This is a genomic window from Corynebacterium sp. HMSC068G04 (assembly GCF_001814885.1).
Lineage (GTDB): Bacteria > Actinomycetota > Actinomycetes > Mycobacteriales > Mycobacteriaceae > Corynebacterium > Corynebacterium hiratae.
On sequence record NZ_KV818319.1, the window covers coordinates 55,906 to 81,661 of the forward strand.

At 59.9% G+C, this 25,756-nt stretch carries 28 protein-coding genes and 1 riboswitch; of the genes, 12 read left to right on the forward strand and 16 right to left on the reverse strand.

Annotated features, from left to right (window positions below):
* Positions 1–25 precede the first annotated feature (25 nt).
* Together HMPREF2993_RS05580 and HMPREF2993_RS05585 are read right to left on the reverse strand one after the other, a co-directional pair.
* Positions 26–1,042: an ABC transporter permease gene (locus tag HMPREF2993_RS05580; protein WP_070701463.1), complete on the reverse strand. Its 1,017-nt coding sequence runs from the start codon at positions 1,040–1,042 to the stop codon at positions 26–28.
* The gene (locus HMPREF2993_RS05585) at positions 1,042–1,620 is read right to left on the reverse strand and encodes an ABC transporter ATP-binding protein (RefSeq protein WP_070701464.1); all 579 of its coding nucleotides are present in this window, start codon (positions 1,618–1,620) and stop codon (positions 1,042–1,044) included. The genes HMPREF2993_RS05580 and HMPREF2993_RS05585 overlap by 1 nt, the downstream gene beginning before the upstream one ends.
* Before the next feature lie 382 nt (positions 1,621–2,002).
* Between HMPREF2993_RS05585 and HMPREF2993_RS05590 the strand changes: the two genes are divergently transcribed.
* The gene (locus tag HMPREF2993_RS05590; RefSeq protein WP_070681463.1) at positions 2,003–2,626 is read left to right on the forward strand and encodes a Fic/DOC family protein; all 624 of its coding nucleotides are present in this window, start codon (positions 2,003–2,005) and stop codon (positions 2,624–2,626) included.
* Between the two features lie 10 nt (positions 2,627–2,636).
* Here HMPREF2993_RS05590 and HMPREF2993_RS05595 read toward each other — a convergent pair whose 3' ends face one another.
* The gene (locus tag HMPREF2993_RS05595) at positions 2,637–3,476 is read right to left on the reverse strand and encodes an NAD(P)-dependent oxidoreductase (RefSeq protein ID WP_070701465.1); all 840 of its coding nucleotides are present in this window, start codon (positions 3,474–3,476) and stop codon (positions 2,637–2,639) included.
* A gap of 25 nt (positions 3,477–3,501) precedes the next feature.
* Positions 3,502–3,572: riboswitch (guanidine-III (ykkC-III) riboswitch) on the forward strand.
* Positions 3,573–3,583: 11 nt separating this feature from the next.
* Here HMPREF2993_RS05595 and HMPREF2993_RS05600 point away from each other — a divergent pair.
* Together HMPREF2993_RS05600 and HMPREF2993_RS05605 are read left to right on the forward strand one after the other, a co-directional pair.
* Positions 3,584–3,898 carry a DMT family transporter gene (locus HMPREF2993_RS05600; protein ID WP_070701466.1) on the forward strand — a complete coding sequence of 105 codons (315 nt, stop codon included), beginning with the start codon at positions 3,584–3,586 and terminating at the stop codon, positions 3,896–3,898.
* A gap of 192 nt (positions 3,899–4,090) precedes the next feature.
* Positions 4,091–5,350 carry a phospholipase D family protein gene (locus HMPREF2993_RS05605; RefSeq protein ID WP_070701467.1) on the forward strand — a complete coding sequence of 420 codons (1,260 nt, stop codon included), beginning with the start codon at positions 4,091–4,093 and terminating at the stop codon, positions 5,348–5,350.
* On the opposite strand, the gene HMPREF2993_RS13105 is transcribed toward HMPREF2993_RS05605, so the two are convergent.
* From HMPREF2993_RS13105 to HMPREF2993_RS05630, 6 genes are all read right to left on the reverse strand, one after another.
* Positions 5,327–6,172 (reverse strand): DNA adenine methylase, encoded by an 846-nt coding sequence (locus HMPREF2993_RS13105; RefSeq protein WP_083318708.1) that lies wholly within the window; start codon positions 6,170–6,172, stop codon positions 5,327–5,329. The genes HMPREF2993_RS05605 and HMPREF2993_RS13105 overlap by 24 nt on opposite strands.
* Entirely contained in the window at positions 6,169–7,434 is a 1,266-nt protein-coding gene (locus HMPREF2993_RS05610) for a type II toxin-antitoxin system RelB/DinJ family antitoxin (RefSeq protein WP_070701468.1), read from the reverse strand. Before HMPREF2993_RS05610 ends, HMPREF2993_RS13105 begins: the two co-directional genes overlap by 4 nt.
* 512 nt (positions 7,435–7,946) lie before the next feature.
* Complete coding sequence (locus tag HMPREF2993_RS05615) at positions 7,947–9,242, reverse strand: ABC transporter permease (protein ID WP_070701469.1); 1,296 nt, start codon at positions 9,240–9,242, stop codon at positions 7,947–7,949.
* The gene (locus HMPREF2993_RS05620; protein ID WP_049154852.1) at positions 9,239–9,913 is read right to left on the reverse strand and encodes an ABC transporter ATP-binding protein; all 675 of its coding nucleotides are present in this window, start codon (positions 9,911–9,913) and stop codon (positions 9,239–9,241) included. Before HMPREF2993_RS05620 ends, HMPREF2993_RS05615 begins: the two co-directional genes overlap by 4 nt.
* Positions 9,910–11,520: a permuted SH3 domain-containing protein gene (locus HMPREF2993_RS05625; RefSeq protein WP_070701470.1), complete on the reverse strand. Its 1,611-nt coding sequence runs from the start codon at positions 11,518–11,520 to the stop codon at positions 9,910–9,912. The genes HMPREF2993_RS05620 and HMPREF2993_RS05625 overlap by 4 nt, the downstream gene beginning before the upstream one ends.
* Before the next feature lie 223 nt (positions 11,521–11,743).
* A complete protein-coding gene (locus tag HMPREF2993_RS05630; RefSeq protein ID WP_010189769.1) occupies positions 11,744–12,217 on the reverse strand; it encodes a hypothetical protein in 474 nt (157 codons plus the stop codon).
* Between the two features lie 202 nt (positions 12,218–12,419).
* Between HMPREF2993_RS05630 and hemL the strand changes: the two genes are divergently transcribed.
* From hemL to HMPREF2993_RS05665, 7 genes are all read left to right on the forward strand, one after another.
* Positions 12,420–13,754 (forward strand): glutamate-1-semialdehyde 2,1-aminomutase, encoded by a 1,335-nt coding sequence (gene hemL / locus HMPREF2993_RS05635; protein ID WP_046647792.1) that lies wholly within the window; start codon positions 12,420–12,422, stop codon positions 13,752–13,754.
* Positions 13,755–13,786: 32 nt separating this feature from the next.
* The gene (locus HMPREF2993_RS05640) at positions 13,787–14,395 is read left to right on the forward strand and encodes a histidine phosphatase family protein (RefSeq protein ID WP_070547311.1); all 609 of its coding nucleotides are present in this window, start codon (positions 13,787–13,789) and stop codon (positions 14,393–14,395) included.
* Complete coding sequence (locus HMPREF2993_RS05645; RefSeq protein WP_046647790.1) at positions 14,395–15,000, forward strand: TlpA disulfide reductase family protein; 606 nt, start codon at positions 14,395–14,397, stop codon at positions 14,998–15,000. The genes HMPREF2993_RS05640 and HMPREF2993_RS05645 overlap by 1 nt, the downstream gene beginning before the upstream one ends.
* A gap of 17 nt (positions 15,001–15,017) precedes the next feature.
* Entirely contained in the window at positions 15,018–15,803 is a 786-nt protein-coding gene (locus tag HMPREF2993_RS05650; RefSeq protein WP_046647905.1) for a cytochrome c biogenesis CcdA family protein, read from the forward strand.
* A gap of 12 nt (positions 15,804–15,815) precedes the next feature.
* Positions 15,816–17,447, forward strand: coding sequence for a cytochrome c biogenesis protein ResB (locus tag HMPREF2993_RS05655; protein ID WP_070701472.1), 1,632 nt, complete (start codon positions 15,816–15,818; stop codon positions 17,445–17,447).
* A gap of 141 nt (positions 17,448–17,588) precedes the next feature.
* The gene (ccsB, locus tag HMPREF2993_RS05660) at positions 17,589–18,620 is read left to right on the forward strand and encodes a c-type cytochrome biogenesis protein CcsB (RefSeq protein WP_049154848.1); all 1,032 of its coding nucleotides are present in this window, start codon (positions 17,589–17,591) and stop codon (positions 18,618–18,620) included.
* Positions 18,621–18,878, forward strand: coding sequence for a helix-turn-helix domain-containing protein (locus HMPREF2993_RS05665; RefSeq protein WP_046647787.1), 258 nt, complete (start codon positions 18,621–18,623; stop codon positions 18,876–18,878).
* On the opposite strand, the gene HMPREF2993_RS05670 is transcribed toward HMPREF2993_RS05665, so the two are convergent.
* Positions 18,875–19,183, reverse strand: coding sequence for a hypothetical protein (locus tag HMPREF2993_RS05670; RefSeq protein WP_049154847.1), 309 nt, complete (start codon positions 19,181–19,183; stop codon positions 18,875–18,877). The two genes, HMPREF2993_RS05665 and HMPREF2993_RS05670, sit on opposite strands and share 4 nt — an antisense overlap.
* 43 nt (positions 19,184–19,226) lie before the next feature.
* Between HMPREF2993_RS05670 and HMPREF2993_RS05675 the strand changes: the two genes are divergently transcribed.
* Positions 19,227–19,568 (forward strand): DUF4229 domain-containing protein, encoded by a 342-nt coding sequence (locus HMPREF2993_RS05675; protein WP_046647785.1) that lies wholly within the window; start codon positions 19,227–19,229, stop codon positions 19,566–19,568.
* Positions 19,569–19,576: 8 nt separating this feature from the next.
* On the opposite strand, the gene HMPREF2993_RS05680 is transcribed toward HMPREF2993_RS05675, so the two are convergent.
* Genes HMPREF2993_RS05680 through HMPREF2993_RS05700 form a run of 5 tightly spaced genes read right to left on the reverse strand, consistent with a single transcriptional unit; the run spans position 19,577 to position 23,805 of the window.
* Positions 19,577–20,461 carry a 1,4-dihydroxy-2-naphthoate polyprenyltransferase gene (locus HMPREF2993_RS05680; RefSeq protein WP_046647783.1) on the reverse strand — a complete coding sequence of 295 codons (885 nt, stop codon included), beginning with the start codon at positions 20,459–20,461 and terminating at the stop codon, positions 19,577–19,579.
* 5 nt (positions 20,462–20,466) lie between these two features.
* On the reverse strand, positions 20,467–21,321 hold the full coding sequence (locus tag HMPREF2993_RS05685; RefSeq protein WP_010189755.1) for a metal ABC transporter permease: 855 nt from the start codon (positions 21,319–21,321) through the stop codon (positions 20,467–20,469).
* On the reverse strand, positions 21,318–22,172 hold the full coding sequence (locus HMPREF2993_RS05690; RefSeq protein WP_070526052.1) for a metal ABC transporter permease: 855 nt from the start codon (positions 22,170–22,172) through the stop codon (positions 21,318–21,320). Before HMPREF2993_RS05690 ends, HMPREF2993_RS05685 begins: the two co-directional genes overlap by 4 nt.
* Entirely contained in the window at positions 22,169–22,879 is a 711-nt protein-coding gene (locus HMPREF2993_RS05695; RefSeq protein ID WP_046647782.1) for a metal ABC transporter ATP-binding protein, read from the reverse strand. The genes HMPREF2993_RS05690 and HMPREF2993_RS05695 overlap by 4 nt, the downstream gene beginning before the upstream one ends.
* A complete protein-coding gene (locus HMPREF2993_RS05700; RefSeq protein ID WP_070521016.1) occupies positions 22,879–23,805 on the reverse strand; it encodes a metal ABC transporter substrate-binding protein in 927 nt (308 codons plus the stop codon). The genes HMPREF2993_RS05695 and HMPREF2993_RS05700 overlap by 1 nt, the downstream gene beginning before the upstream one ends.
* 107 nt (positions 23,806–23,912) lie before the next feature.
* On the opposite strand from HMPREF2993_RS05700, the gene HMPREF2993_RS05705 reads away from it, so the two are divergent.
* On the forward strand, positions 23,913–24,602 hold the full coding sequence (locus tag HMPREF2993_RS05705; RefSeq protein WP_042529195.1) for a metal-dependent transcriptional regulator: 690 nt from the start codon (positions 23,913–23,915) through the stop codon (positions 24,600–24,602).
* Here HMPREF2993_RS05705 and menE read toward each other — a convergent pair.
* The gene (gene menE / locus HMPREF2993_RS05710) at positions 24,599–25,747 is read right to left on the reverse strand and encodes an o-succinylbenzoate--CoA ligase (RefSeq protein WP_070701473.1); all 1,149 of its coding nucleotides are present in this window, start codon (positions 25,745–25,747) and stop codon (positions 24,599–24,601) included. The two genes, HMPREF2993_RS05705 and menE, sit on opposite strands and share 4 nt — an antisense overlap.
* Positions 25,748–25,756 lie beyond the last annotated feature (9 nt).

A 25,756-nucleotide genomic window follows, 5' to 3' on the forward strand; every position in this document is an offset into this window, starting at 1 on the left:
TTCATGCCGGAAAGACTAGCCCCGGCTAATACCCGAGCGCAAGGGCCGCCACGCCAAGGCCGAGGGCGCCGCGGGCAATGTAGTGCAGCACCTCGGGGGAGAAGGAAACACCGAAGCCGCCGCTATCCAGCATCGACATGCTGTCTACCCGTGCTGGGCGGGAACGCTTAAACGACGCCCAGCTAAGACCGGCGATGATGAGCACCACTGCGATGGCGGAGAGCTTCCACACCAAGAGGAGGACACCGGCACCAAGAAGCGCCGTGCCCACAGAAGCGATAAGGGGAAGGCCCCAGTCGGGCCATGCATCGTCGCTGACGCGGCCGAAGGAGGCGGCGCGCCCAACCGCCGCGCCGACGATGCTCCACGCGGACATGAATCCAACGATAGCCAGCGCCCCGAGCTGTGGGGCGAACCCCAACGTCAAGCCGAGGGCCGCGAGCGCACCGACGCCGATGTACCACCGTCGTCCCAGACGACGGAAGAAGAGACCCGTCAACGTGGAGGGCGCATGGGCGCGACGAGGAATCCAGGCGGACTGGTTCGCAATGGCATCGGAGGTGACCTCCGAATCAAGCAGGCCAAGGCCAGATCCACCGACCAGGCGCGTGCGCCCAGCGCTGAGAAGCGAAGCCAGCGTGAACGAGCGCCACCCCACGACGAAACGCAGGGCTGGGACTGCCAGCGCGAACCACGGGGATAGCCCGGTGGACACGCAAATGCCGAGCCCCAACACCCCGAAGCCAATCAGCTGCGCCCACGTGATCCAGTCCGTGCCACGGAGCCTGCCGCGCGGGCGATCGACGTACACCCAACGCTCCCGGGATAGCGCGCGCAGGGGATAGAGAGCCTCGGTGAGTACCATAAGCGCGAGCAGTCCCACGATGCCGGCAATAGGAGCGACACCAGTCAGCGTGATTCGCGCCGGGATGATAGGCAGGACTGCGCCGACTTCTTGCCAGACTGTATAACCGAAGCCGAAGACGATGCCGGCGAGGATGAGATACCAAATGCCATCACCTAGCCGGGATAGCGTGCGCATCACAGCTGCACCACCTCGTCGCAGGCTTGGGTGATGGTGTCGGAATGTGAGGCCACGACGATGCAGCGATTCTCCTCGTCGGCTAGGTAGCGCAATTCGCTTGCGAGGAACTCGGTCCAGGTGGCGTCGAGGTGGCGCTCGGGCTCGTCGATAAGCAAAGCACGCGCCGGCTGGTACAGCTGGGCAGCCAGAAACACGCGCTGGCGCTGGCCCGAGGACAGGCGCGAGGCAGGGTGTGGAAGGAGAGGCTCAAGCGCCCAGAGCTCGCAGAGCTTGGCGACGTCCACCCCTGCCGCCTTTCCTATCACGTCCAGGTGCTCGCCCACGGTGAGGTCGGGGAGAAAAACCGGCTCGGCTACCGTAATCACAGCACCCGGCTGCTCCTTCGTGCCGACGGGACGGCCGTCGCACTCCACTGAGCCTTCGAGAGGCGCAAGCTCACCGCCGAGCGTGGCAAGTAACGTGGATTTACCTGAACCGTTGGGCCCAGCGAGGCCATAGATGCGGCCTGGGGCGAAGTCCTTCTCAAGGTGTCCAAGGGGCGTGGAATGCCCGTAATCGGCGTCGATGGAAAGCATTGCTGGGCGGCGAGCTCCTTACACTGGGCGGCTAGACAATAGCTAAAACTTATTGATGAAGTTTAGCAAAATACACGCCCTGAACGTTGTTCTTGAGATGGGAAGCGCCCTTGGGATTGGTGTTGTGAGCTGCTAAAATGAGAGAAAATGTAGTTGAAAACTCGGGAGGATAGCAATGTCGGAGCCTGTTCAAATTGAAAGCAGTAGTAGCGACCGTGATCCGTTAGCGTTGAGCGATGCTGCGTTGCGTCTAGCAGGCCACGATGTGACTGATGAGTACGTGCGCCAGCTGGGCCGCGAGGTGGCTGCAGGGACATTATCTGCCGACGAAGCAATCGCTCGTGTTCGGCGAGCTTCGCTGAAGTAGAGCGCGGGGAGAAACATGAGCGGGGGCTGGGAGAGCTATTTCATTCCAGGGACCAAGGTTCTGAAGAATCGCTTGGGGTTAGATGACGCAGAAGAACTACGGATCTTGGAAGAAAAGTTTGTATTTCTTCGGATAGCCGAGTTGGACTCGGCACCTGTGGAAGGTGCTTTTGACTACGCGCATTTCAAGGCCATACATCGACGTCTGTTTCAAGATGTCTACGAATGGGCGGGCGAAGAGCGGACTGCCCCTACAGGTCAGTTCATGATTAAGGCTGGGCATGCCTACTATCCGGCGGGGCCGGAAATGACGAAGGCAGCAGAGAAGCTGTTTGCGGGGCTGGCGAAGGATGACTTTCTGCGTGGCCTAGAGATTGATGAGTTTGTGGCCAAGCTGGCGGAGCTGTGGGGCGAGCTCAATGTGGTTCACAGCTTTAGAGAAGGCAATACCCGAACGCAGACGGTGTTCTTTGACTCGCTGGCTACGGCGGCAGGATACCAACTCGATGTGGAGCGGCTAGCGAGTGATAGCCGCGTGCGCGCGGAGTTTATTGCAGCGCGCTTTCACAGCCAGGACACGGGGGATAACGCGCAGCTGGAGGAGGTGCTGCGCGGGCTCGTCGTAAAGCGGGGCGTCTAAACGCTCGGGCCTAGCCCTTGTTGCGGAAGACGAAGATAGAGGAGAAGTCCTGGTCGCCGTGGCCCATTGCCTGCTGCTCCTCAAAGCGTTCGATCGCGGCGGCTACTGCCGGCAGCGGCTTGTTGGCGGTCATCTCCATGAGCTTGGCATCCTTGCACAGGGCATCTACGGTGAAGTCACCCGGAGTGGTGTTCCGCTCGCCGGTGATGAACGGGCCCTTCATGTTCTTCATAAAGGCCAGACCGGTGATGTCGAGCATCTCGAGGATGACCTCGGAATCGAGGCCCTCGGACTCGCCGAGGTGGAGTGCTTCCAGCACGCCTTCCGCAGTAACGGCAAGGGCCAGGTTGGCCAGGAGTTTGCCAATCGCCGCGGTGGCGGCGGACTCCACACCGATGAGCTTGTTCTCATCGGCCCAGGACTCGGCAATGGTCATGGCGAGCTCACGGCGGTCGTCGTCAGGCGTGCCCACATAGACACCGAGCTTGCCTTCGCGCGCCGGGCCGAGCGAGCCGACGACGGGTGCGTGGACATAAGAGTCGACCGCGGCGGCGAATTCGCGGGCGGCATCGGGGGAGACGGTCGTGGTATCGATCCAGGTCACGCCCTCTGGGATGAGGTTGGCGTCAATGACCCGCTCACGGATGTCATCGGGGCCAAAGAGCGAGGTGATGATGACCTCTGCGCCCTTCACGGCGGCGGTGGGGGAATCGGCGAGGGTAGCGCCGGCGTCGACCAGCGGCTGCGCGCGCTCGGCGGTGCGGTTCCACACAGTGAGCTCATGGTGGTCGAGGAGGTGTCGGGCGAGCTCGGTGCCCATGCGGCCAGTACCAAGGAATGCAATCTTCATGCCGCCCAGTGTGCCATTATTGTGGGCAGGCTCGCCGCGATTCATGCGAGCCCCGGACGAGGGAGCCGTACCCGGTGACGCGACAAGACGGCCAGAAAGGACTGGCCATGTCGTGGTTCGTGCTGATTTTCTCCGGTGCCTTCGAGGCTGTGTGGGCAGCGGCGCTGGATAAGTCGGAGGGCTTTAGCCGGCTGAGGCCCTCGGTGGTCTTTTTCGTTGCCTGCGCCATTTCCATGGGCGGGTTGGGCTGGGCTATGAAGTCCATCCCCGTGGGCACGGCCTACGCGGTGTGGGCTGGCGTGGGCGCGGTGGTTACCGTCATCTATTCCTTCGCCGCCGGGCACGAGGCGGCAACCGTATGGAAGGTGCTTTTCCTCGCCATGATCATTGGTGGAATTATGGGGCTGAAGGTGGTGCACTAGGAGGCGTCGGGCTTTTCTGATAAATTTGTGGATATCAAGCTGCAAGGCGAATAGGCTCTGGCCCCAGCACAGCTGGGGCCATCTTTCGTGAGGAACCTTTTTAGACATTGGGCCGCTGTTCAAATTCGAAATGGCAAGGTATTTGGCCAATTGTCCCCTCCGCGCAGCTATAAATTTCCTAAGATCAGAAGCATGAAACTGTTTTCGCAACCTTTTGATACGCAGCTTGGGGAATACCTCAAGGAACTACTTAATTCTGAGCAGTATGACACTCTGAACGTTGTTGTCGCTTTCGCTAAGAACAGTGGTGTACTAAGGCTCAAAGATTCGCTTGAGCGCTTTCGTGAAAAAGGTGGAGAAATTAATGTTTTCGTTGGCATTGACTTGAATGGGACTTCCGCTGAAGCACTCGTAAACTTGTTAAGTATCGTTACGAGCCTCCACGTGATTCATGATGAAAACGGCCAGACATTCCACACAAAACTTTTCAACTTTGTAGGGACCAAGCAAGCTTCTCTCGTCGTTGGATCAAATAATCTGACTGCAGGCGGATTGTGGACGAACTATGAATCGTCGATTCAACTCTCACTGGACTTGGCTAAGCCAGAATTCCAAGTGATGCAGCAATCTGTAGACAACTACCTTTCAAAGTTGAGCTCTAACACTGAGACTGTGAAGCAGATTAAAAGTCGGGCCGATATTGATGAATTAGAGGCGAATGGATATGTAGAAAAAGAAGTTAGGAGCAAAGTCCATACAAAAAAGAAAAGCGGAAATCGGGAAAACAGGAAGAGTTCTTTTGGTTCGAGTAAGCGTGCTCCGCTACCTGGTTTATCCACATTTAGCAAGACGGTTGAGGGAATCGTTGTTTCGGGAGATGCTACAGTTGACAATCCCGATCTATCGTCTCTCATTGATGCGAGCGATTTTACGGAAGCAACTTTGTGGTTAGAAACACGCAAAATGACAGGTGGTTCCCGCAATATTCTTGATCTTTCAAAGACCTCTTTACTGCTTAGCGGTACGGTTGCGGGGACTGAGTATGCCCACAGCGATAAAAAATACATGCGGGGGGCTGTGGAATTTTTTGGCCTTGACCCAGACGATACCGATGTAGAGAAAGAGATTGTTATTAACTTTGATGGTGTCGACTATGGGGGAAATATTATTAAGTTTCCAGAAGGTGAGAAAGCAAACGGCACGTGGCGTGTTCAAATTCGCGGAGTATCTGCAGCTGGAAAAAGAATTACGTCAACGTTTAGAGAAAAAGCTAATGGTGGGCACTATCTTCCTGAAAAAATCGTCTCGTTTACTCGATTGAATCCGAACTATTACTTTCTTTCTGTCTTTGATGGGGGAGAGCTTAGCAACTTTATGAAAGCGTCATCGATTACTGCGTATAACGGCCGTACTGATCAAGCGAAGCTTCTAGGAATCTTGGAAGGGCGTTAGCCATTCGCGATGCTTTTTTACGCGCCTACCTGAAATTCCACCATTGGCGCCTCCGAGAGTCAGCTCGATAGCATTATCGTTCAAGGGGATTCCTTCGGAAATGAAGATCGACGCATTGGTGTGAGTGCGAAGATATTTGGCAAATTCCCTGACATCAAAGCCGAAGCCATACTTTGTGGTTCCTGAATATGGAGGGTCGACGTAAATGACGGCGTTGTCCGGAACCTCCTTTTCTAGGATTTCAGAAACGTCACAACGGTGCGCTTGCACTCCTATTGCGTGACGTGCAATCTCATGGATTCTACGCTCCAATTCCTTCGGCTGGGGCTGCATGGGGTTTGCTGGGCTTCGGCGAACACTGGTGGCTGTGGGCTGCCAGTATTCTCGGAAAAAAGCATTCTTCCAAGCGACACCGTCCCACCATAGTTGTTTCCCGCCGAATGAACATGCTTGTAAAATTGGATAAATTTCAGCCTCGTATTGATCAGGGCTACGCTTTGATAGACGCGTCATATAATCTTTGACTTGGCGCTTATCGTCTGGGATATCTGCGATAAGCTCTGCAAAGACTTGTATATTAAAGGTCCCTGTTCCAATAGCAGACCAAAAGGTTCCCCATGAACTTGAATCCAACATGGTGATGCGAGCTGGGTCCACTCCCCTATTGATGAGTTCAACCGAAATGGCACCCGAGCCACAGCACAAGTCGTAAAAGGGAGTGTTTGAATCAGGGGCAGAGTGAATTAGTATGTCTGCAATTTGTGCTGCAATGCGTTGCTTCCCACCTTGGTAAGTGCACGGAACCCGTAGTTGAGGGATCATTTTTTAACTCTCCGGATGAGGATCCGAGCATAAGAGCGCCGACCTTTTATAATTCCACCCCCGCCTCTGTCTTCCGGATGGGGGATATATCCTGCAGAAGTAAGGGTGTTTTGTGAGACATTGGTGCGTGCGTTTCCGTTCGCAAGCATCACAATTTCAAACTGCTCTGGGGTGTAGCGATCTAGGAATGTAATAGGAACCCCCATCAAACCAGGGTAATCCGTGGGGATGTCCATGGTGCGGCCTACCTCGATAGCGTCGTAGTTGTCAAACTTGGGATACATTGTTGGATTGTATGATTTGGATAGCTCGATTCTTTCATGCCGACGTGAGTTATCTAGATTCGTGAACCAACGGACGCCTTTGACACGAATGAATCGGCGTCCTGATTCGTCAATTCCGCAGTTTGCTGCACCCAGGGGGTAGGAGTCGGGAACGTGAAATTTCCTATCCCCTGAACGAATCGATTCCCCATACCAAACTTTATTGTCTCGGAAAAGTGGAAAAACTTCCTTGTAAGTTGATGCATTCATGTTCCCTAGGATCAGAAATGTTTTATCGTATTCAATGAGTTGGGAAATGTATTCGCGAAAAAGGCTAAATGGGGGGTTCGTAACGATGATGTCTGATTCTTTGAGGAGTGCAATGCACTCGGGAGAACGGAAATCTCCATCTCCGTCGAGCAGGCAGATCGAGTTTCCAGCTATATCAAATACTGGATCAAGATTAAGGGAACCGTCTGGCAAGACTAAGTCCTCTCCAGGGACTCTCGTCACTGTCGTGATGTAGGGCTGTCGTTCATCCTCCAGAGGGTAGTCTTGTCCTGCAATTTGAGAGGATGCATAGCAAATTGACTTTAGGCTTGCTAAGCCTAGCTTCTCGAAGTTGAGGAGAAAGTACCTAAAAAAGGCAGATTCAAAAGGATCGTCACAATTGCATAGGACGCTCTTTCCTGAGAATTGATCAGGATAATGCGCTAACTCTTTTTCAATATCTTCGTATTGGGTATAAAATTCGTCCTTCTTGGCGCGAAAAGCTTGGTTTAATGTTGCGTTTCTGGGTGTGGTATGGGGGCGTGGAGGAGTTGCCTTTCTCGTTGCTTTTGTGTCGAATTCAAAAGGAATGCGTCCAGTGCGTGCAACGTTAGAGAGGAAAGCATTGATTGCCGCACTCATTGTGATACCCAGTTCTTTAAAAACTGCGTTTGCATCGTCCTTAAGGGATTGTGGGATGCGAATGGTGGTGGTTGGGTTATGGTTCATGTTGTCTCTATCTCGTTTCTTGCGAAGCTTTTGTAGCACATTGTAGCACAAACTTAGGTGTCCCTTAGATTGAAATTCGGTTCCTAGTTAGAGAAACATGACTGACGGCGAGTTGATTGCTTTAACTAATTCGTTGAGTCTGAACGAGGACGTGTAGCCTGTTCTCTTTAATGCTCTGGACTGGTCGATAGGTTGGTGGTTTACCAATTGCATGGACTCCGTAGCTTGGCATCGATTTTGTGGATGTGTATTCCATGTAAACGGTGCCTCCGTGCTGTTTAACCAAGTGGAGGTAGGTGTTTCGGCGAGGCACCGGCAATGCGCTAAGTATGGTCTCTGCCTCAGAATGACCTAGGTCTTGCTGTATGAGTTTCATGAGTGCCTCTTGATTGGAAGTACCGGCAAGAGGGGGTTGAGGTGCGAAGAACTCAAAACGCACCGCTTATCCAAGATGGAGTCCCCCCGAACTTTTGGGCTTCAGAATACCTGATAAGTCGGGAGGAGAAGAGGGATCATTCGTAGCGCAGCGCCTCAATCGGGTCCAGCTTTGCGGCCTTGCCCGCGGGGTAGTAGCCAAAGAAGAGGCCAATAGCCAGCGAGAAGAGCAGCGAGAGAATAACCGCCCACAGCGGCGGTGCCACGAGTGAGCCAATGGCGGCCGCACCCGCCATGCCGGCGGCGGTGCCGATGGCGATGCCGATGAGTCCACCGATGAGGCAGACCACGATGGCCTCCGTGATGAACTGGATGCGGATATCACGGCGGCGTGCGCCAAGCGCCTTGCGGATGCCAATCTCGCGGGTGCGCTCGGTGACGGTGATGAGCATAATGTTCATCACGCCGATGCCGCCGACGAGCAGCGAGATACCGCCGATGGCCGCGAGCACTAGGCTCATCGTGGTGAAGATCTGGTTCAAGGACGCGAGGTCATCGCTGAAGTCGGTCACTTTGACCATGTAGTCCGGGTTGTCCTTGTAATAGCTATCGAAGACACGCTGCAGGTTGCTGGCCACCGCGGACTTATCCAAGTCTGGGTTGCCGCGAACGGTGACCTCGCTGAAGGCGGTGCCGGCACCGGGGGAATCGGAAAGTTCGGCTTCCAGCGGGTAAGGAACGAAGGCGGATTGGCTGGGGCCACCGCCTACAAGAGGGCCGGTTTGCGGTTCTTCAAAAACACCGATGACGGCGAGTTCAATAGGAGAGGCCTCTTGGGTTTCGAAGCTTACGTATTGGCCAATGGCGTCTTCAGGAGCACCGAAAAGTTTGGTGGCGGTCTCCTTATCCAGCATGGCTACTGCTCGGCTGGAGTCGATATCGTCTTCATTGAGGAAGCGCCCGGCCACGATGGAATAGGAGGAGCCTGAGACATAGTCCGGGTTGGTCGGGCGGATGAGGAGGTTGGCGGTCTCCTCCCCGGATTCGCCCTCGACCACGAGGGCGCCGGAATAGGAGCTGTACTCGCCGATATTGATGCCGGCGATCTGGTCCCCCATGACCTCCTTGGCGCGGTCCAGCATGTCCGGGGTGAGCATCGAGGACTCGTCCTCGACATAGCCGCCGCCCATGAAGGGATCGTCGGCTTCTTCCTCTTCGCCCTCCTCAGGGCGCTCCTTGACCTGAACGGTGAAGTTATTAGCGCCGACCTTGTCCAAGTCTTTTTGAACCGAGGCCTGCAAGGAGTGGCCGAGCGTGACGATGGAGATCACCGCGGCGATGCCGATGATGACGCCCAAGAGCGTCAGCGCCGAGCGCATCTTGTTGGTGCGCAGGCTCGTCAGCGCCATCTTGGTGGATTCAGCGAAATTCATGACAGCACCCCGTCCTTCATCGTGACGGTGCGGCTGCATTCATCAGCCAATTCCGGGTTGTGGGTAATGAACAAAATGGTCTTTCCATGCGTGCGGTGCAGTTCGTGGAAGAGGTCCATGACCATGCGGCCGGTCTGCGAATCCAGCGCACCGGTGGGCTCGTCCGCCAACAGAATCTCCGGCTGGTTGGCCAAGGCGCGGGCCACGGCTACGCGTTGCTTCTGACCACCGGATAGCTCATTGGGGAGGTGGTTCATGCGGTCGCTCATGCCGACCATCTCCAAAAGCTCTTCCGCGCGCTGGGTGCGCTCGTGGGTCGAAACGCCCGCATAGACCATGGGCATCTCCACGTTTTTCAGCGCGGACATGCGGCCGATCAGGTTGAAGTTCTGGAAGATGAAACCGATTTTTTGGCCGCGGAAGGAGGCTAGTTTGTCGTCGCCAAGCGCCAGCGCATCGACGCCAGCCAGCTGGTACTCGCCGGCGGTGGGGCGGTCGAGCAAGCCAATGATGTTCATGAGCGTGGACTTGCCGGAGCCGGACTGGCCCACGACTGCCACAAATTCGCCTTCGTCCACGCTGAAATCGAGGCCCGGGATGACGGTTAGCTCGCTGTCGAGGCCCTCGTTGAAACGTTTGACGATTCCCCGCATCTCAATGAGGCGGCTCATGCGTTCTCTTCCGCATCATCGGAGCCATCGACGGAGGCGGACATGCCGACCATGTCCTTGTGGGTATCCGCCTGGCTGATGACGGTCTCGCCCTCCTTGAGGCCGGAGGAGATGGCGGCGGAGAAATCAGATTCGCTGGCCACCTTGACCTCGCGCGCCTGGATCGTGCCGTTGTCGACGACGAGGACGTTCTTCTTGCCGCCTTCTTCATAGATGGCGGAGAGCGGCACGGTGATGACGTTCTTGTCCTTCTTCGTAATGATCTTTACCTTTGTGGTGGAACCGAGGCGCAGCCCCTCGCGGTTGCCGTCGACACGGATGTGCACGGGGAATTCGGGCTTGGAGGAGCCAGTTGGCTTGCCGGAGCCGCCGCCTGCGCCAGCCTCGACATCGGGCTGCTCAGCGGTGGGGGAGATGAAGGTGACCTTGCCTTTGAACTCCTTGCCTGGGCTGGAAGGCGAGGTGAACGAAACTTCATCGCCGACCTTGATGCGGGCGATATCGCCCTCCTTGACCGTGGACTTCACCAGCAGGGAGGAGTCATCCGCCACGGTGAGGATGGGGCCTTCGGCGGGCATGCCGGCTTCGCCATTGACGGCGGTGATGACTCCCGCCAATGGGGAGCGCAGGTCGGCCTGGGAGAGCCGGTACTCCAGCGGCCCATTTTCCTTGGCATTGTTCGCGTTCGCCGACGCCGCCGATTCCACCGCGTGGTTCACCGCTTGGGACTGGGAGGAAATCTGCTGTTCGATGGCGAGGTTGCTGGCTTGCAGCGCGCGTTCGGCATCGGCAACCGCTTGGTAGGAGGCGGCGGTGGCGCGCTGTTGTTCGCCTAGCTCGCGGTCGATGCCGCGGAGGACGCGACCATAGGATTCCTCGGACTGCTTGAGCTGGCGCTCGGAGTCCTGCACGGCCTCGTCAGAATCGAGGTAGCTCAAGAAAGCGCTGGCAGTGTTGATTCCGGAAGGATCTTCGGTGGCGGTGCCGAGGGAGGCCAGTGCGGACTGGAAAGACTTGGACTCAGCATCGCGCACCCCGGAGCGTGCTTGCTCGACGGCGGCGCGGGCTTCGGCAATCTCGGGGCGGTCGCCCTTGGCAGCGAGGGCATCATCGAGCTTGCGCTGTGCCTCGGCGTACTCGGTCTGCGCCGAGTTCACGGCGGACTGGGCGCTGTTGACCTCGGGGTTGAGGCCTTGGTCGAGGGAATCCTGAAGCTGGCGCAGCTGGAGCTGGGCATCCTCGATTTGGTGGACGGCCTCGAGCTTGCTGGCCTCCTGGGAGGTGCGCTGGGCCTCGAGCTCGCGCTCGGTTTCGGTGGTGTCCATGCGGCCGAGCAACTGTTGGGCTTCGACGCGATCGCCCACCTTCGCGTCTAAAGACTGGATGGGGCCGGTCAGCGAGGTGGTCAGTGAGAGTTCGCGCTCGGCAGAAACCGTTCCGGAGGCGGAGACGGAACTGATCAGGTCTTCTTTGGTGGTTTTCGTGACATCGGTTGCGGTGAGCTGAATATCGGAAGACCCACTGGTTAGTGCGTACATTCCACCGCCGCCTGCGAGGAGAACCGCAGCGATAGCGCCAGCAGTGATGCCGAGAGCTTTCTTATTCATGAATCCCTTACTGTCAGGTTAACGCCGTCATTGAAATCGGGTTCAGATTAACTCTCGGGCATGTGTCTTGTCATGCGCAGTGGGGGGAATATAGGAGGTAGATCAGGGTCTACCCTTAGATGGTGCGAGGCTATGAGGTCTGGTGACGTTTCGATCAATTAAGGTCCCGAAAATGGGTGATTTTCTGCCACTATTTGATCGAAACGTATGTGGCATCTGACTTTTAGAAGGGCACATCGATGTAGATCTCCTCCGCCTTCGGCAAAGGCGGCAGTTTGGGTAGCTGATCGAGACCCTCCTGGACTTCCGGCGGGAGGGGAATCTGCGGAGGCTCGGGCAGTTCTAGCTTGGGTTTGGGCCGCTGCGGTGGGGCCGGGCGTGGCGCCGGTGCTGGTGCGGGCGCTGGCGCGCGGACGGTGACGGTTTCTACTTCGACGCGTGGCGTGGGTGTTTCGGCTACTACGGGTGCGGGAGCTGGTGCTTCGGCCGTAGGTTCCGGTTCAGCCGGAGCTGGCGCGATGGAGGTGGTGTCACCCAAGCGGTTGACCGGCTGGGGTACCGCATCAGGCTTCCAGGAAGGCAGCTGGGCCGAGGTGGTGGGGTTGGGCTCGGCTCGCGGAGCAGGTTCTGCCTGCGTGGCAGCGCAGGCAGAAAGCGGAAGGCAAGCAAAAATGACAAGAATACGGCGCGATGCCATGGGAATCCCCCTTAAGTAGTGCCTCCCACAGCGCACCCCAGCGCTTAATTAAAGAAAGGCAGAATCAACAGTGTGCTGCCAGCATAGCGTTCCCATGGCGGGTGCGCAGCGCGAGCGCGCTCAGGGTGCTCGCGAGGTGGTGGAGAGGAGGCTGCAAGACACGAGGGGACTCCAACTTTTGTATAGGGCTAAAACCGATACAATGTGGGCTATGCCTAACTCCAGCCAGCTAAACCAGCAGAATACGTCCCAGTCCGCCGAGTGGTTCGAGCGCGCCACCAAGGTCACCCCGGGCGGTGTGAATTCCCCGGTCCGCGCCTTCGGATCCGTGGGCGGCCAAGCCCGCGTTATCGCTCGCGGTGAGGGCTCCCGCCTTTGGGATATCGACGGCAACGAGTACGTCGACCTGGTCAGCTCCTATGGCCCGATGATCCACGGCAATGCCCACCCGGCCATCGTGGAGGCAGTGCAGAAGGCGGCTGCCGACGGCCTCTCCTTCGGTGCCCCGACCGAGGGCGAGACGCTGTTGGCGGAGCACATCGTCAAGCGCACCGCCGTGGAGCAGGTGCGCCTGGTCAACTCCGGTACCGAGGCCACCATGTCCGCCGTGCGCCTGGCCCGCGGTTTTACCGGCCGCGCCAAGGTCCTGAAGTTTGAAGGCTGCTACCACGGCCACGTGGATGCGCTGTTGGCGTCGGCTGGCTCCGGCGTGGCCACCTTCGCGCTCCCGGATTCCCCGGGCGTAACCGGCGCTTCGGCCGCAGATACCATCGTTGTCCCTTACAACGATCTCGACGCCGTCCGCGAGGCCTTTGCCGCGCACCCGGGAGAGATCGCCTGCATTATCGCGGAAGCAGCCGCCGGCAACATGGGCACCGTGGCCCCGGAGGAGGGCTTCAACGCCGCGCTCAAGGAGATCGCGCATGCCGACGGCGCCCTGCTGATCCTCGACGAAGTCATGACCGGCTTCCGTACCTCCTACAAGGGTTGGTTCGGCGTCGATGAGGTAGCGGGTGACCTGGTGACCTTCGGCAAGGTGGTCTCCGGTGGTCTGCCCGCAGCTGCCTTCGGCGGTCGCGCCGACGTCATGGCCTCGCTGGCACCGTCCGGTCCTGTCTACCAGGCGGGCACGCTGTCCGGTAACCCGGTGGCGATGGCCTCCGGTCTGGCTTCCCTGGAACTGGCCAACGAAGAGCTGTACCCGCGCCTGCAGGCCAACGCGGACCGCCTGACCGGCCTCATCACCGAGGCACTGAGCGCCGCCGGAGTGGCACACCACATCCAGCGCGCGGAGACGATGTTCTCCATCCGCTTCGCCGAGGGCCAGGGCCGTAACTTCGCCGATATGCAGGCAGCCGATACCTGGCGTTTCGCTCCCTTCTTCCACGCACTGCTGGAAGGCGGCGTGTACGTTCCGCCGTCAGCCTTCGAGACCTGGTTTGTCTCTGACGCGCTCACGGACAATGATTTTGAGGTAATCGAGGCAGCTCTCAAGCCTGCCGCCCAGGCCGCTGCCAGCGCGCAGCGCCCGCAATAAACCAACCATGTTGAGGGGATAGACACAGGCATATGTCCACCACCATCGTCCACTTCGTCCGCCACGGCGAGGTTTATAACCCGGATAAGATCCTCTACGGGCGCATCCCGGGCTATCACTTGTCCTCCCGTGGGCATTCCATGGCCGCACGCACGGCGAAAGCCTTCGAAGGCCATGACGTGACCTACCTGGCGGCCTCGCCGTTGCAGCGCGCGCAGGAAACCGCGATGCCGATTGCGAAGGTGACGGGCTTGGAGGTGGACGTCGACAAGGGCGTCATCGAGTCCGGTAACCGCTTCGAGGGCCTGCGCACCAAGGGCTGGAACTCGCAGCTGTGGAACCCGCAGCGCTGGCCGCTCATGGTCAACCCGCTTGAGCCCTCGTGGGGCGAGCCTTTCGAGGAGATCGCCGCGCGCATGATGGACGCTGCCGAGCGTGCCCGTTCCAAGGCTGAGGGACACGAGGCCATTGTGGTCTCCCACCAGCTGCCCATCGTCATGGTGCAGCGCACCGTGCTGGGCAAGCGCCTGGCCCACGCGCCGTGGGACCGCGAATGCGACCTGGCCTCGGTGACCTCGCTGGTCTACCGCGACCGCGAGATCATCGATATCTTCTACTCCGAACCGGCGCAGGACATCTAATGGGACGCAGAACTATCCGCGCCGCCGCGGCCGGTGTCCTTGCTGTGTTTGCCTTGGCAGGCTGTGCGCAAAGCGAGGAAAACGCGCAGAACGCCGTGGCTTCCGGCGGCACCTTCGAGTTCATCTCGCCCGGCGGGCAGACCACCATCCGCTATGCGGAGGAAGACCGCAAGCCGCTCAAGGATTTCTCCGGTGAGGACCTGCGGGATGAGTCCACGACGATCAAGCTTTCGGATTTCAAAGACCAGATCGTCGTCCTCAACTCCTGGGGTCAGTGGTGCGCGCCGTGCCGCTCCGAATCGGATGACCTCCAGGCCATCCACGCGGAGCTGCAAAAGCGCAAGGTCGGCACCGTACTGGGTATTAACGTCAAGGACTTCAACCCGGAGATCTCCCGGGACTTTATGGCCGATAACGGCCTAGAGTACCCCTCCATCTACGACCCGCCCTTCAAGACGGCTGCGGCCCTCGGCGGCGTGCCCACCTCCGTGGTGCCCACCACCATTGTTCTGGATAAGCAGCACCGCCCCGCCGCGGTCTTCCTGACCGAGATCACGGAAAAGGATGTCCTCGAGGTCGTCGACGAACTGGAGAAAGAACAGTGATCCTTGCCGCTGACGGTATGGGGCAAAGCTTCGCCGATGCCGCCGTGTCCGGCCCGCTCCTGATCGGAGTGCTCGCCGCGGCCGTGGCCGGATTGGTCTCCTTCGCCTCACCCTGTGTGGTTCCACTGGTTCCTGGCTATATCTCTTACCTCGCCTCCGTGGTCGGCGGTGAGGTGAGCTATGACGAGGAGTTGGGGGTGGGCGTCGGCAAGCGCCGGCGTTGGGCCGTCGTCGGTGCCGCAGCACTCTTCGTGCTGGGCTTTACCGTCGTTTTCGTCCTAGCCACCGTGTCAGTCTTCGGCGCCATTTCGGCGCTGACGCTCAACGCGGATACCCTCATGCGCGCCGGCGGTGTCATCACCATCCTCATGGGTGTGGTGTTCATGGGCGTGGTGCCGGTACTACAGAAGGACACGCGCATGGCGCCGCGGCGCTGGACCACGTGGCTGGGCGCGCCGCTGCTCGGCGGGGTTTTCGCCCTGGGCTGGACCCCGTGCTTGGGCCCCACGCTGGCTGCCATCCTGTCTGTCTCCGCCGGCACCGAGGGAACCACCGCGCTGCGCGGCACCATCCTCATTATTGGCTACTGCCTGGGCCTGGGCCTGCCCTTCTTGCTCGTGGCACTGGGCTCCGCTAAGGCCATGCGCACCGTGACCTGGATGCGGGAGCACTCCCGGACCATCCAGATTCTCGGGGGCATCGCCATGATCCTCGTCGGCCTGGCGCTGCTGACCGGGCTGTGGGGAGATTTCATCAACGCCATCCGCCAGTGGACCGTGTCCTATGGCGCGACGCTGCTGTAAAGGAGATTTTTCGTGAGATATATCCGCAAGGCCTGGCACTGGCTGACCAGCATGCGCACCGCGCTGGCGCTGCTCTTCTTGCTGGCCATCGCCGCCATTCCCGGATCGCTCCTGCCGCAGCGCTCGCTCAATGAATCTAACGTCAACGACTTCATTGAGACCAACGGCAAGGTGGCGGAGATCTACGACAAGCTGCAGCTTTTCGACGTCTTCTCCTCCGTCTGGTTCCAGGCCATCTACGTCCTGCTCATGATTTCTCTGGTGGGCTGCATCATCCCGCGCTCCTGGGATCACTACAAGGCCTACCGCACACCGCCGACGCGCGCGCCGAAGTATCTGGAAAAGATGCCGCTCAACGCCACCGGGCATTCGGAAAAGTCCCCGGAGGAGATCGCAGCGGCCACCACAACCATGCTGAAGAAGTGGCGGGTCTCCGAGGTCTCGCCCGAGAAGGACCGCGCGGGTGCGCAATCCTTCTCCGCGGAGCGCGGCTATGCCCGCGAGCTGTGCAACCTCATCTTCCACATCGCGTTGGTGGCAATCTTGCTCACCATGGCAGCCGGGCGCCTGGTGCACTACGAGGGACAGGTCATCGTGGTCACGGAGAAGAACTCCCAGGGGCAGACCCAAGAGCAGGCGCAATCCACGGAGTTCTGCAACACCTCCACCTCCGTCTATGACTCCTTCCGCGCCGGCCCGCTATTCGACGGCACCGGCCTGCACCCCTTCTGCTTCTTGGCCCACGACTTCACCGCGGACTACCTGCCCAATGGCCAGGCGGAGATGTTCACCTCGAACGTGTCCTATGCCGCCGGCGACGACATCTTCACGGACCCGGAGACCTGGGAGGACTACCAGCTGCAGGTCAATCACCCGCTGCGCATTGACAAAAACCGCGTTTACCTGCAGGGCCACGGTTTTGCGCCGACCATGACGGCGGAGTGGCCTAACGGTGAGAAGCGCACGCAGACCATCCAATTTCAGCCCACTGACACCACGTTCTTCCTCTCGTCGGGAGTGATGCGCTTCGACCCGCCGGCGGGCATGTACCCGGACCTGTTTGAGCGCCGCCAGAACCAGATCGCCATCCAGGGCCTGTTTGCCCCGACCGCCGAGTGGTCCGGCGAGAGCGGCAAGCTGTTGCAGTCTTCCTACCCGGCGATGCTGGATCCGGCCGTGGCTATCGATATCTACCGCGGCGATGCCGGCCTGGACACGGGTACCCCGCAGTCCCTCTTCTCCCTCGATTCCAACCTGGTCCACACGGGCCAGCTGCAGAAGATCGACCGCGTCAACCTGAACCAGGGTGAATCGGTCACGCTGGACGACGGCACGAAGATCACCTTCGACGGTGCCTCCGAGTTTGCGAACTACCAGGTTTCCTATGACCCCTTCCAGAGCTGGGTTCTCGTGTCCGCGCTGGTCATGCTGGTATCCCTGGTTGGCTCGCTGGTGATCAAGCGCCGCCGCGTGTGGGTGCGCATCCGGCCGGGGGCCAATGGTGGCACCGATATTGAGATGGGCGGTCTTGCCCGCACCGACCGCGCGGGCTGGTCTGAGGAATTCCATGAGCTTCACCGCGAGCTCCTGGAACTGCCGGATCCCGATGAGGTGGAGGAGGACGAACTCTACTCCGCCGACTAAAGGTGAGAAAGCTATCCGTCAAAAGTTGGATACTCCCGCTGAAGGGGGGTACTCTGATGAGCACCATAAATCTCTCCGCTCATGCAGCCTCGTGCGTGAAGCACGGTGTAGGCACGATTGTGAAGGCAAGGTTTCCCACTCATGCAGGTTGATCAAAATCTGTCCAACTTTTCCGACATCGCGGTGCAAACCGCGTTCGTCGTTTATGCTCTCGCCTTGGTGTTGTCCCTGGTCTACTACGGCCGGATGCACAGCATCATCGAGGCGATGCGCTCCCGCACGACTGCTGTGGCGCAGCAGCGCGAACTCGCTAGCGTGGGGGCCTCGGCAGACAGTGCCGCGCTTGGCGACGTCCCCCCGACAGCCAGCACTGGCCCCGATGCTGACCTAGACGCGGATCTGTCGAAGAAGCGGGAGAACGCCGACAAGCTCGGCGGCATGACGCAGATGCTCCTGTGGTTGGGTATCGCCTTACACTTGGCGGCCATTGTGCTGCGCGGCCTGGCCACGGGGCGTTTCCCGTTTGGCAACCTCTACGAGTACGTGCTCATGGTGACCGCCGGCGCCATGGTGGTGGCGACCATCGCCATGCAGCGCAAGGAATGGCGCACTCTGTGGCCGTGGCTGCTCACGCCGATTCTGGCGCTGATGTTCTACGGCTCCACCAAGCTCTATGCGGAATCCGCTCCGGTGGTTCCGGCACTCCAGTCTCACTGGCTGCCCATCCACGTCACTGTGGTCTCGTTGGGTGCGTCCATCGGCGTGGTCTCCGGTATCGCTTCTTTGCTCAGCGTGCTGCGTGAGTTCCAGCCGAAGGGCAGTGAGTCCGGTTTCTTTGGTGCGCTTGCCCGCCCGCTTCCTTCTGCTAAGAAGTTGGACCGCTTGGCCTACCGCTTGGGCGTGGTGACGCTGCCGACTCTGGGCCTGGGTATTGTACTGGGCGCTATTTGGGCCGAGTCCACATGGGGACGCTACTGGGGCTGGGACCCGAAGGAGACCGTATCCTTCGCCACCTGGATCCTCTACGCCGCCTACCTGCACGCCCGCGCGACGCCGGCCTTCCGCAAGGCCGCGCCGTATATCAACATCGCGGCGATGCTGCTCATGATCTTCAACCTGTTCTTCATCAACATGGTTGTCTCCGGCCTGCACTCCTATGCGGGGCTGAACTAAATGGCGGATACCCCTAAGCCGCGGCACAAACAGGGCAAGCCGGCGGGCGATAACCCGCAGCTCATCGCTCTCGGTGAGGGCTTTGCGCAGCGCCGCCGAGAACTCGGTATCTTGCAGCAGGAGCTGGCTGAGAAGGCCGGGATTTCGCGCTCCACGCTGCACACCATCGAGCACGGCGGCTCTGGCGTGCGCTGGGAAAAGGTGATTGCGGTGGCTGAGGCCCTCGGCCTTGAGATGACCTTCGAGCCGAAGGCTTAGGCTTCGTCGGCTTTATTGTCTTTGTCCTCGGGGGCCTTGGGTTTCTGGGAACCTTGTGAACCCTGTGAGCGACGGCGGCGCTCTTCTTCTTGGCGCTCTGCCTCCCGCTCCCTGGCGCGGCGCTCTTTGAAGCGCTGCTTCTCTAGGTTCCACAGGAACTCTTCGTCATCGTCTGGGCCCTTGATTGCGGGGCGCTGCGGCTGCTGTGTCTGCTGCACCTTCTTATTCCAACTCGACGGACCAAAGGCCTTCCATACGAGGACCGCCGCGAGGACAAACAAGAGTAGTAGTATCAATCGACCCATGCGTTGTATTCTACGGAATGCCCGCAAAGCAAAAGTGAGAATTATGAGTCAGACAGAAAACACCACCAACGCCTCCCAGAACTCCGAACCGCCCCAGCCGGACCCGGCGCTCAAGCGCCGCTCCCGCGTCGCTTTGTGGAAGTACGGGGCTGCCCGCGTGGTGCTGTTCATTGTGCTCACCGCGGTGATTCAGCTGCTGGCCATGGCGGTTCTCGGGACCTTTCCGCTGCTGGTCTCCGCCCTGTTGGCGTTGTTTGTGGCGCTGCCGCTGTCCATGCTGATCTTCTCCACGTGGCGCATGGAAGCCACTCAGACGCTGGCGGAGTACTCCGCGCAGCGCAAGGCCCACAAGAAGTGGGTCCAAGAGGAGCTGGCTGGCCGCTAAATCGGTGGTTAAACCAGAGCCAGCGCTACAGCGTTGATAACCGCCCACACCAGCATCGCGCGGCCGGCCATGCCAAGTACTGGGATGAGTTTCGGGCCGCGTGCGCCGCGGTTGACGGTGCGGATAGCACCCAGCGCGAGAGGGAAGTAGAGCAGCGAAGCGAGCGCGGCCCAGGAATCGAAGGCTAGGCCGATGGTGAGTAGTACCGGCAGCAGCAAGAGGGTCATGAATAGCGTGCGGGACTTTTTATCACCCAGGCGCACCGCCAAAGTGATCTTGCCGGTGGCCTTATCGGAGGGGATGTCCCGGATGTTATTGGCCAGGTTTACCGCCGCACTCATACCGCCGATACCCACGGCTAAGGCAAGGCCTGTCCACGTGATGCGGCCGGCCTGTGTGTACTCGGTACCTAGGACCGCGACGAGTCCGAAGAACACGAAAACGGCGATTTCCCCGAACCCGCGGTAGCCGTAGGGGTTCTTGCCACCGGTGTAGAACCAGGCACCGGCGATACACACGGCGCCGACGAGGATGAACGAGGCGGCGTTGGCAGCTAGGGAGAGTGAGATGCCCGCGATAGCCGCCACGCCGAAGGAGGCGAAGGCGGCGAACTTGACGTGTTGCGGTTTGGCCAGCCCGCCGCCGGTAAGCCGCTGGGGGCCGGTGCGGTCATCATCGGTGCCGCGGATGCCATCGGAGTAGTCGTTGGCGTAGTTCACGCCGATGATAAGAGCCCAGGCCACGATGAGTGCCAGCAATGCGCGTCCCCAGTGCAGACCGTGGGCCGCGGCGGCGGCACCGGTACCAGCGATAACAGGAGCAAAAGCATTGGCCCAGGTGTGCGGGCGAGCACCCTGGAGCCAATCGGCAGGAGTGGCGGAATAGGCAGACATGCTCACTATTGTGCCACTGGTGTGGTGTGCTGCGGCAATGAGCTGGTGCGTTGGCGAAAGCGGTAGATGATGAGCACTGCAACGAAAATAACGGCATTGGTGACTGTCATTGCGGCAGAGGTAGCCGCGTCAAGGACATAGGCAACCCAAAATCCCACGACCGCGCTGATAGCGGCAACGCCACAGGCGGTCAACACCAGCGTGGGCACGCGCTGAGTAAGCAGCCGCGCGGTCATCGTCGGGAATACCATGAGAGCGATGACCAGCATGGCACCGGCAGCGTGAAAGGCGGCGGTGGCGGTGCAGGCAACCACGGTCATAAATATGATGTGAAGAACGCGCGTGGGCACCCCGCGTGCGGCACAAAAATCGGCGTCAAAAGTCGTGGCGGATAAACGCGGCAGTGTAAGGGCGAGGAAGAGAGCATTGATACCCAGCACTGCGGCCATGATGTAGCAATAGTTGGGATTGGAGAAGGCCGCGAGGTTGAGATCACCGACGAGAACGGCGTGGACATCAAGGTGCACGTGGCTCATGTGCGTAGAAATCAGGATGACTCCGGCGGCAAACAGGGCGGGAAAGACCAATCCGAGGGCGGAATCAGCAGTCACCAGCGGGCTGCGCTGTAGTGCGTCAGTTCCCAACGCCACCACCAAGGCGCCAGCGGCCGCGGTAACGAGCAAGATGGGTGAATCTAGATCTGCGGTAAAGAGGTAGCCGACGGCAATTCCGGGAAGGACGGCATGGCCGATGCCGTCGATCAGCATGGCCTGGCCTTTGAGGACAACAAAGGTGCCGGGGATAGCACAGGCCAAGGCGGTCAGGACGGCAAGGAGACAAGCGGTGGCGGCGAGGGTCATGAGGCGAGCTTTCTGCTGAGGAGGCTGATGGTGACGAGCGCCGCCTGAACCAAGACGATGACCGGACCGGTGGGCAGCGGGCCGTGTGCAATGGAGACATAGCAGCCGAGAGCAGCGGTGGCCGCGCCGAAGAACCCGGAGAGCGCGATGAAAGGTAGCAAGCGCGTGGTCCAGGGGCGGGCAGCGGCGGCAGGGCTGATGACCACGGCGACCATGAGCACTACGCCGACGACTTTGACGCCGAGCACCGTGATGGCGGTGAGGGCGAAGAAACTAGCCGCGTTGAGGAACGAGGTGCGGATGCCGGCTACCTGGGCAAAACTTGAATCAAAAGTGACTGCGGCCTGCCGGGTGTGAATGAGGAAAAGAAAAAGCAGCACGCAGCCACCGATGATGAGTGTGGACCGTACATCCGCGCGAGTGAGCGTGGAGGCATTTCCCAGCAAATAATCCTGGATTCCGGCCTTGCCAGGCAATGGTCGGCGGGAAATATACTGCATGAGCAGCATGCCCACCGAGAAAAATGTGGTTAGCGTGGCCGCCATCGCAGTGGTTTGCCCCAGGGGAGTTAACCGCGGGATGAGGTGAATGCACCCCACCGCGAGGGTTCCGGTGAGCAGGGCGCCGCAAGAAAGAAGCCAGACATTTCGCCCGTCCCAGCCAATGGCGGTGGCCACGAGGAAGGCGGTGAGCAGTCCAGGCAGGGAAGAATGCGAGATGGCATCGGCCAGCAGGCTGGTGCGGCGAACATATACCAGTGGGCCTAGCGCGCCAGCGCAGCCACCGATGAGCACGGTGCCCAGGAGTGCCTGGGTATAGGTGTAGTTCTGAAGAAGCTCGAGTGGGTTCATGATGGCAGGGAAAACATGTCGGCAATGGCGGACTCGGTAAGTACCTGCTCGGTGGGGCCAGCAGCAATGAGCCGGCCGTGGCCGACCATGAGGACCTCATCGCAAAAGTCGGCGACCTCCGCCAGGTTGTGATGCACCAGCAGGATGGTCACGCCGTTCTCGCGCAGTTCCTTGAGTACATCCATGATGGCGCGCTGACTCGCGGCATCGACACCAGCGAAGGGCTCGTCGAGGATGATGAATTCCGGCTCGCTAACGAGCGTGCGCGCCAACAACACGCGCTGGCGCTGACCACCAGACAGGGCGGAAATCGGCAGCTGCGCGTGTGCCTGCATTCCGGTGCGCGCAAGTGCTGCGTGGGCGGCGTCTTTGTCAGCGCGGCTGGGCCACTGCCACCAGCGCAGCCCGGCGGTGCGGCCCATCAGGGCGATGTCGAAGGCGGTGGCAGGGTAATTCCAGTCGATATCCGCATGTTGTGGCATATATCCGAGCCGCTGCCGAAAATGTGCCAGATCGACGCCATCGAAGGTCATCGACCCGCAGGCTAGAGGCGGAAGGAGCCCTACCAGCGTGCGGACCAGAGTAGACTTTCCCGACCCGTTCGCACCCACCAGCCCGGTGATAGTCGCGGGGGTGAGGGTGAAGGAGGCGTCGTGAAGCACCGGCGTGCGGGGATAGCCGGCGGTGAGGTTTCCTACGCTGAGCATTAGCTTAGTGCTTTCGCCACGGCGCTAGCGTTATGTTCGAAGGCTCCGAGGTAGGTATCGGTTGGGGCTTCCGGGCCGAGGGTATCGGCAAAGAGCTCTTCATCCGAGATGGTGACGGTCCAGTTGCGGGTTTCTACGGCTTCCTTGAGAGAAGTGATGGCCTGTGGGTTCGCCTGGTTATCTTGGAAGATAACGGGGACCTTCTTCTCCGCGATCGTATCCGCGAGCTCGGAGATCTCAGTGGCGGACTTGGTGGCTTCGGTGGTCACGAAGTCGGTGGCTTGGACTTCAAAGTCGAAGGTCTTGCCGAAGTAGTTGAAGGCGTCATGGCCGGTGATGAGGACGCGCGGGGAGGCGTTTTCGAGTTCCTTAGCCGCTTTGTCATGCGCGGCTGCAATCTTGTCTTCATATTCATCGGCGGCCGCGGCATAGTCTTCGGCATTGTCAGAGTCGATTTCGCCGAGTTTGGTGCCGATATGATCGACGACCTGGCTCCACAGCTCGGGGCTATTCCAGATGTGCGGGTCGTAGAGTTTTTCGCCCTTGTCACCTTGCTCGGGCCACGGCAGAAGGTCAGCAGTATCGAGCTGTTCGCCGACAGCTAGCTGCTTCTCACCGAGGGAGGAGAGCTGGTCCACCATTTGCGCCTCGAGGTGAAGGCCATTCCAGAGGACGAGGTCGGCGTCCTGCATCTTTTCAATATCGCGCGTGGTGGGCTGGTAGGTGTGCGGATCGCCGCCGGGACCGACCATGGTGGTGATGTCGGCGTCCGGGGCGATATTGGCGGCCGCATCAGCCAAGTAACCAGTCGTGGCGAAGATCGTCAGATTGTCGTCCTGGGCTTCGGCGGAGTCGCTGCTGGTGCAGGCAGTCAGCGCGGTGGCAGCCACGAGGGAAGCGAGGGGAAGCGCAATAAGTTTCTTCACGGGAAACCTCTCTTATTAAAAGTGAATGTCGATGTTCAATAGATTGAACTTGAAAGAGCATAAGACCTGAAACCTTTGGAAGCAATAGGCTGAACTACGATGGGGGTATGCACATCAGTGAGCTGCCCGAACGCACCCAGGATTACCTCAAGATCCTCTGGACCTATGAGGAGAAAGAGGGCGCTAATACCGCGATGCCGCTGGGGGACCTAGCTAAAGCGGCGGGGCAGAAGCTGCCCACCACGTCGGAGGCGGTCAAGCGCCTGGCCGCGAAGGGGCTGGTGGAACACGAACGCTACTTCGGTGTTCGGCTTGTTGAGGAAGGCCGGCGGCTGGCTGTGGCAATGGTGCGCCGGCATCGGCTCCTGGAAACCTTCCTCGTGCGCACTCTGGGCTATACCTGGGATGAGGTGCACGATGAGGCGGAAATGCTAGAGCACGCGACGTCCGACAGGCTCGTTGAACGCCTCGATTCTTTCCTGGGCAACCCCGCCCGCGATCCGCATGGTGATCCCATCCCTGCCCCGGATGGCACTGCCGAGCCGGTCTCGCGCATTACGCTTATCGACGTCCCCGCGCAGACCCCCGTCACCGTGGAGCAGGTCACTGACGCGGATGGCGAATTTCTGCGCTACCTGGATAAAAATGGAGTGCGGCCGGGAGTGGAATTGTCCGTCGTTGCCCCCTCGGTTGCGGGTGTGCTCGAGGTTGCCGTCGACGGCGGTGCGCACTTCCCCCTCGGGGAATCCGCTGCGCGCGGCATTGCCGTACGCAGCTTTGGCGAAGCGGAGGCTTAGCTGCCCCACGTGCGGGCGACGGCGAGGCGGTCAACCTTGCCGGGGCCGGTGGTGGGGAGTTCAGGCAGGCGCTTGAAATCCTTGGGGATGTGCCACCGGGGAAGGCCAACGTCATCGAGAGCCACGAGGATATCGCCGACATCCGCCCATCCGGTATAGGCGGCAACGATCATCTGCCCCAAGCGTGGGTGGGGGATGCCAACCACGCACACGCTCTCCACTCCCGGCACGCGCAGGATGTGCTGCTCGAGCTGCTCCGGGTGGAGCTTGAGCCCGCCGGTGTTCAGGATGTTGTCGAGGCGCCCGGTGACGGTGAGGTGGCCGTCGTGAAGCGCGCCGGCGTCGGAGGTAGCAAACCACGAGGTGCCGGATTCATCCACCATAAAGGCGTCTGAGTCCACGTTTCGGTAGCCCTGCGCAATCATGGGCCCGCCGAGGTAGATGCGGTTTTCCTCGCCGATGCGAACAAGAGCGCTATCGAGGGGACGGCCGTCGTAGACGCATCCACCGGAAGTTTCTGAGGAACCGTAGGTGGTGACGATATTGATGCGCAGCTTCTTCGCCGAATCCAATAGTTGCGGGTGGGTGGCAGCGCCCCCGACGAGGATGGCATCAAAGGTGCGCAGTGCCTCGATTCCCTCGAGAGAATCCATGGCCTTGGCCAGCTGCATGGGGGTCAGTCCCGTGTATGAGCGATCCCCGGTGGCGGCCAGCTCGTGCGCGGCGCGGGCGAAATTGGGGATGGAAAAACCTTCCGACAGGTCAAGGCAGAGCGGCTCCACGCCCGCGACGAGGGAGCGCACCAATACCTGGATGCCCGCGATGTGGGAGGCAGGCATGGCTAGCAGCCACTGGCCGGTGCCGCCGAGAGCCCGGTGCGTGGCATCGGCGCTGGAGACCAAGTTGGCAGCCGTGAGTTGCGCGCCCTTCGGTGTGCCCGTGGACCCAGAGGTGGCCACGACCAGCGCGATGGAGGAGTTAATGGGTTCTCCTGCGCGCATGTGGTTGCGCAGGAGCTGCGCGCGGGTGCAGTCCTCCGCCGGGACGGGCAGGAAGGTGGCTTGTCCTGCGATGGCCGCTTCCAGATCAGGGAGGATGGCGGCGGGGTCATGTGGATTGACAGGCAGAGGAGAGAGGATGGTCACGGTTAGCTA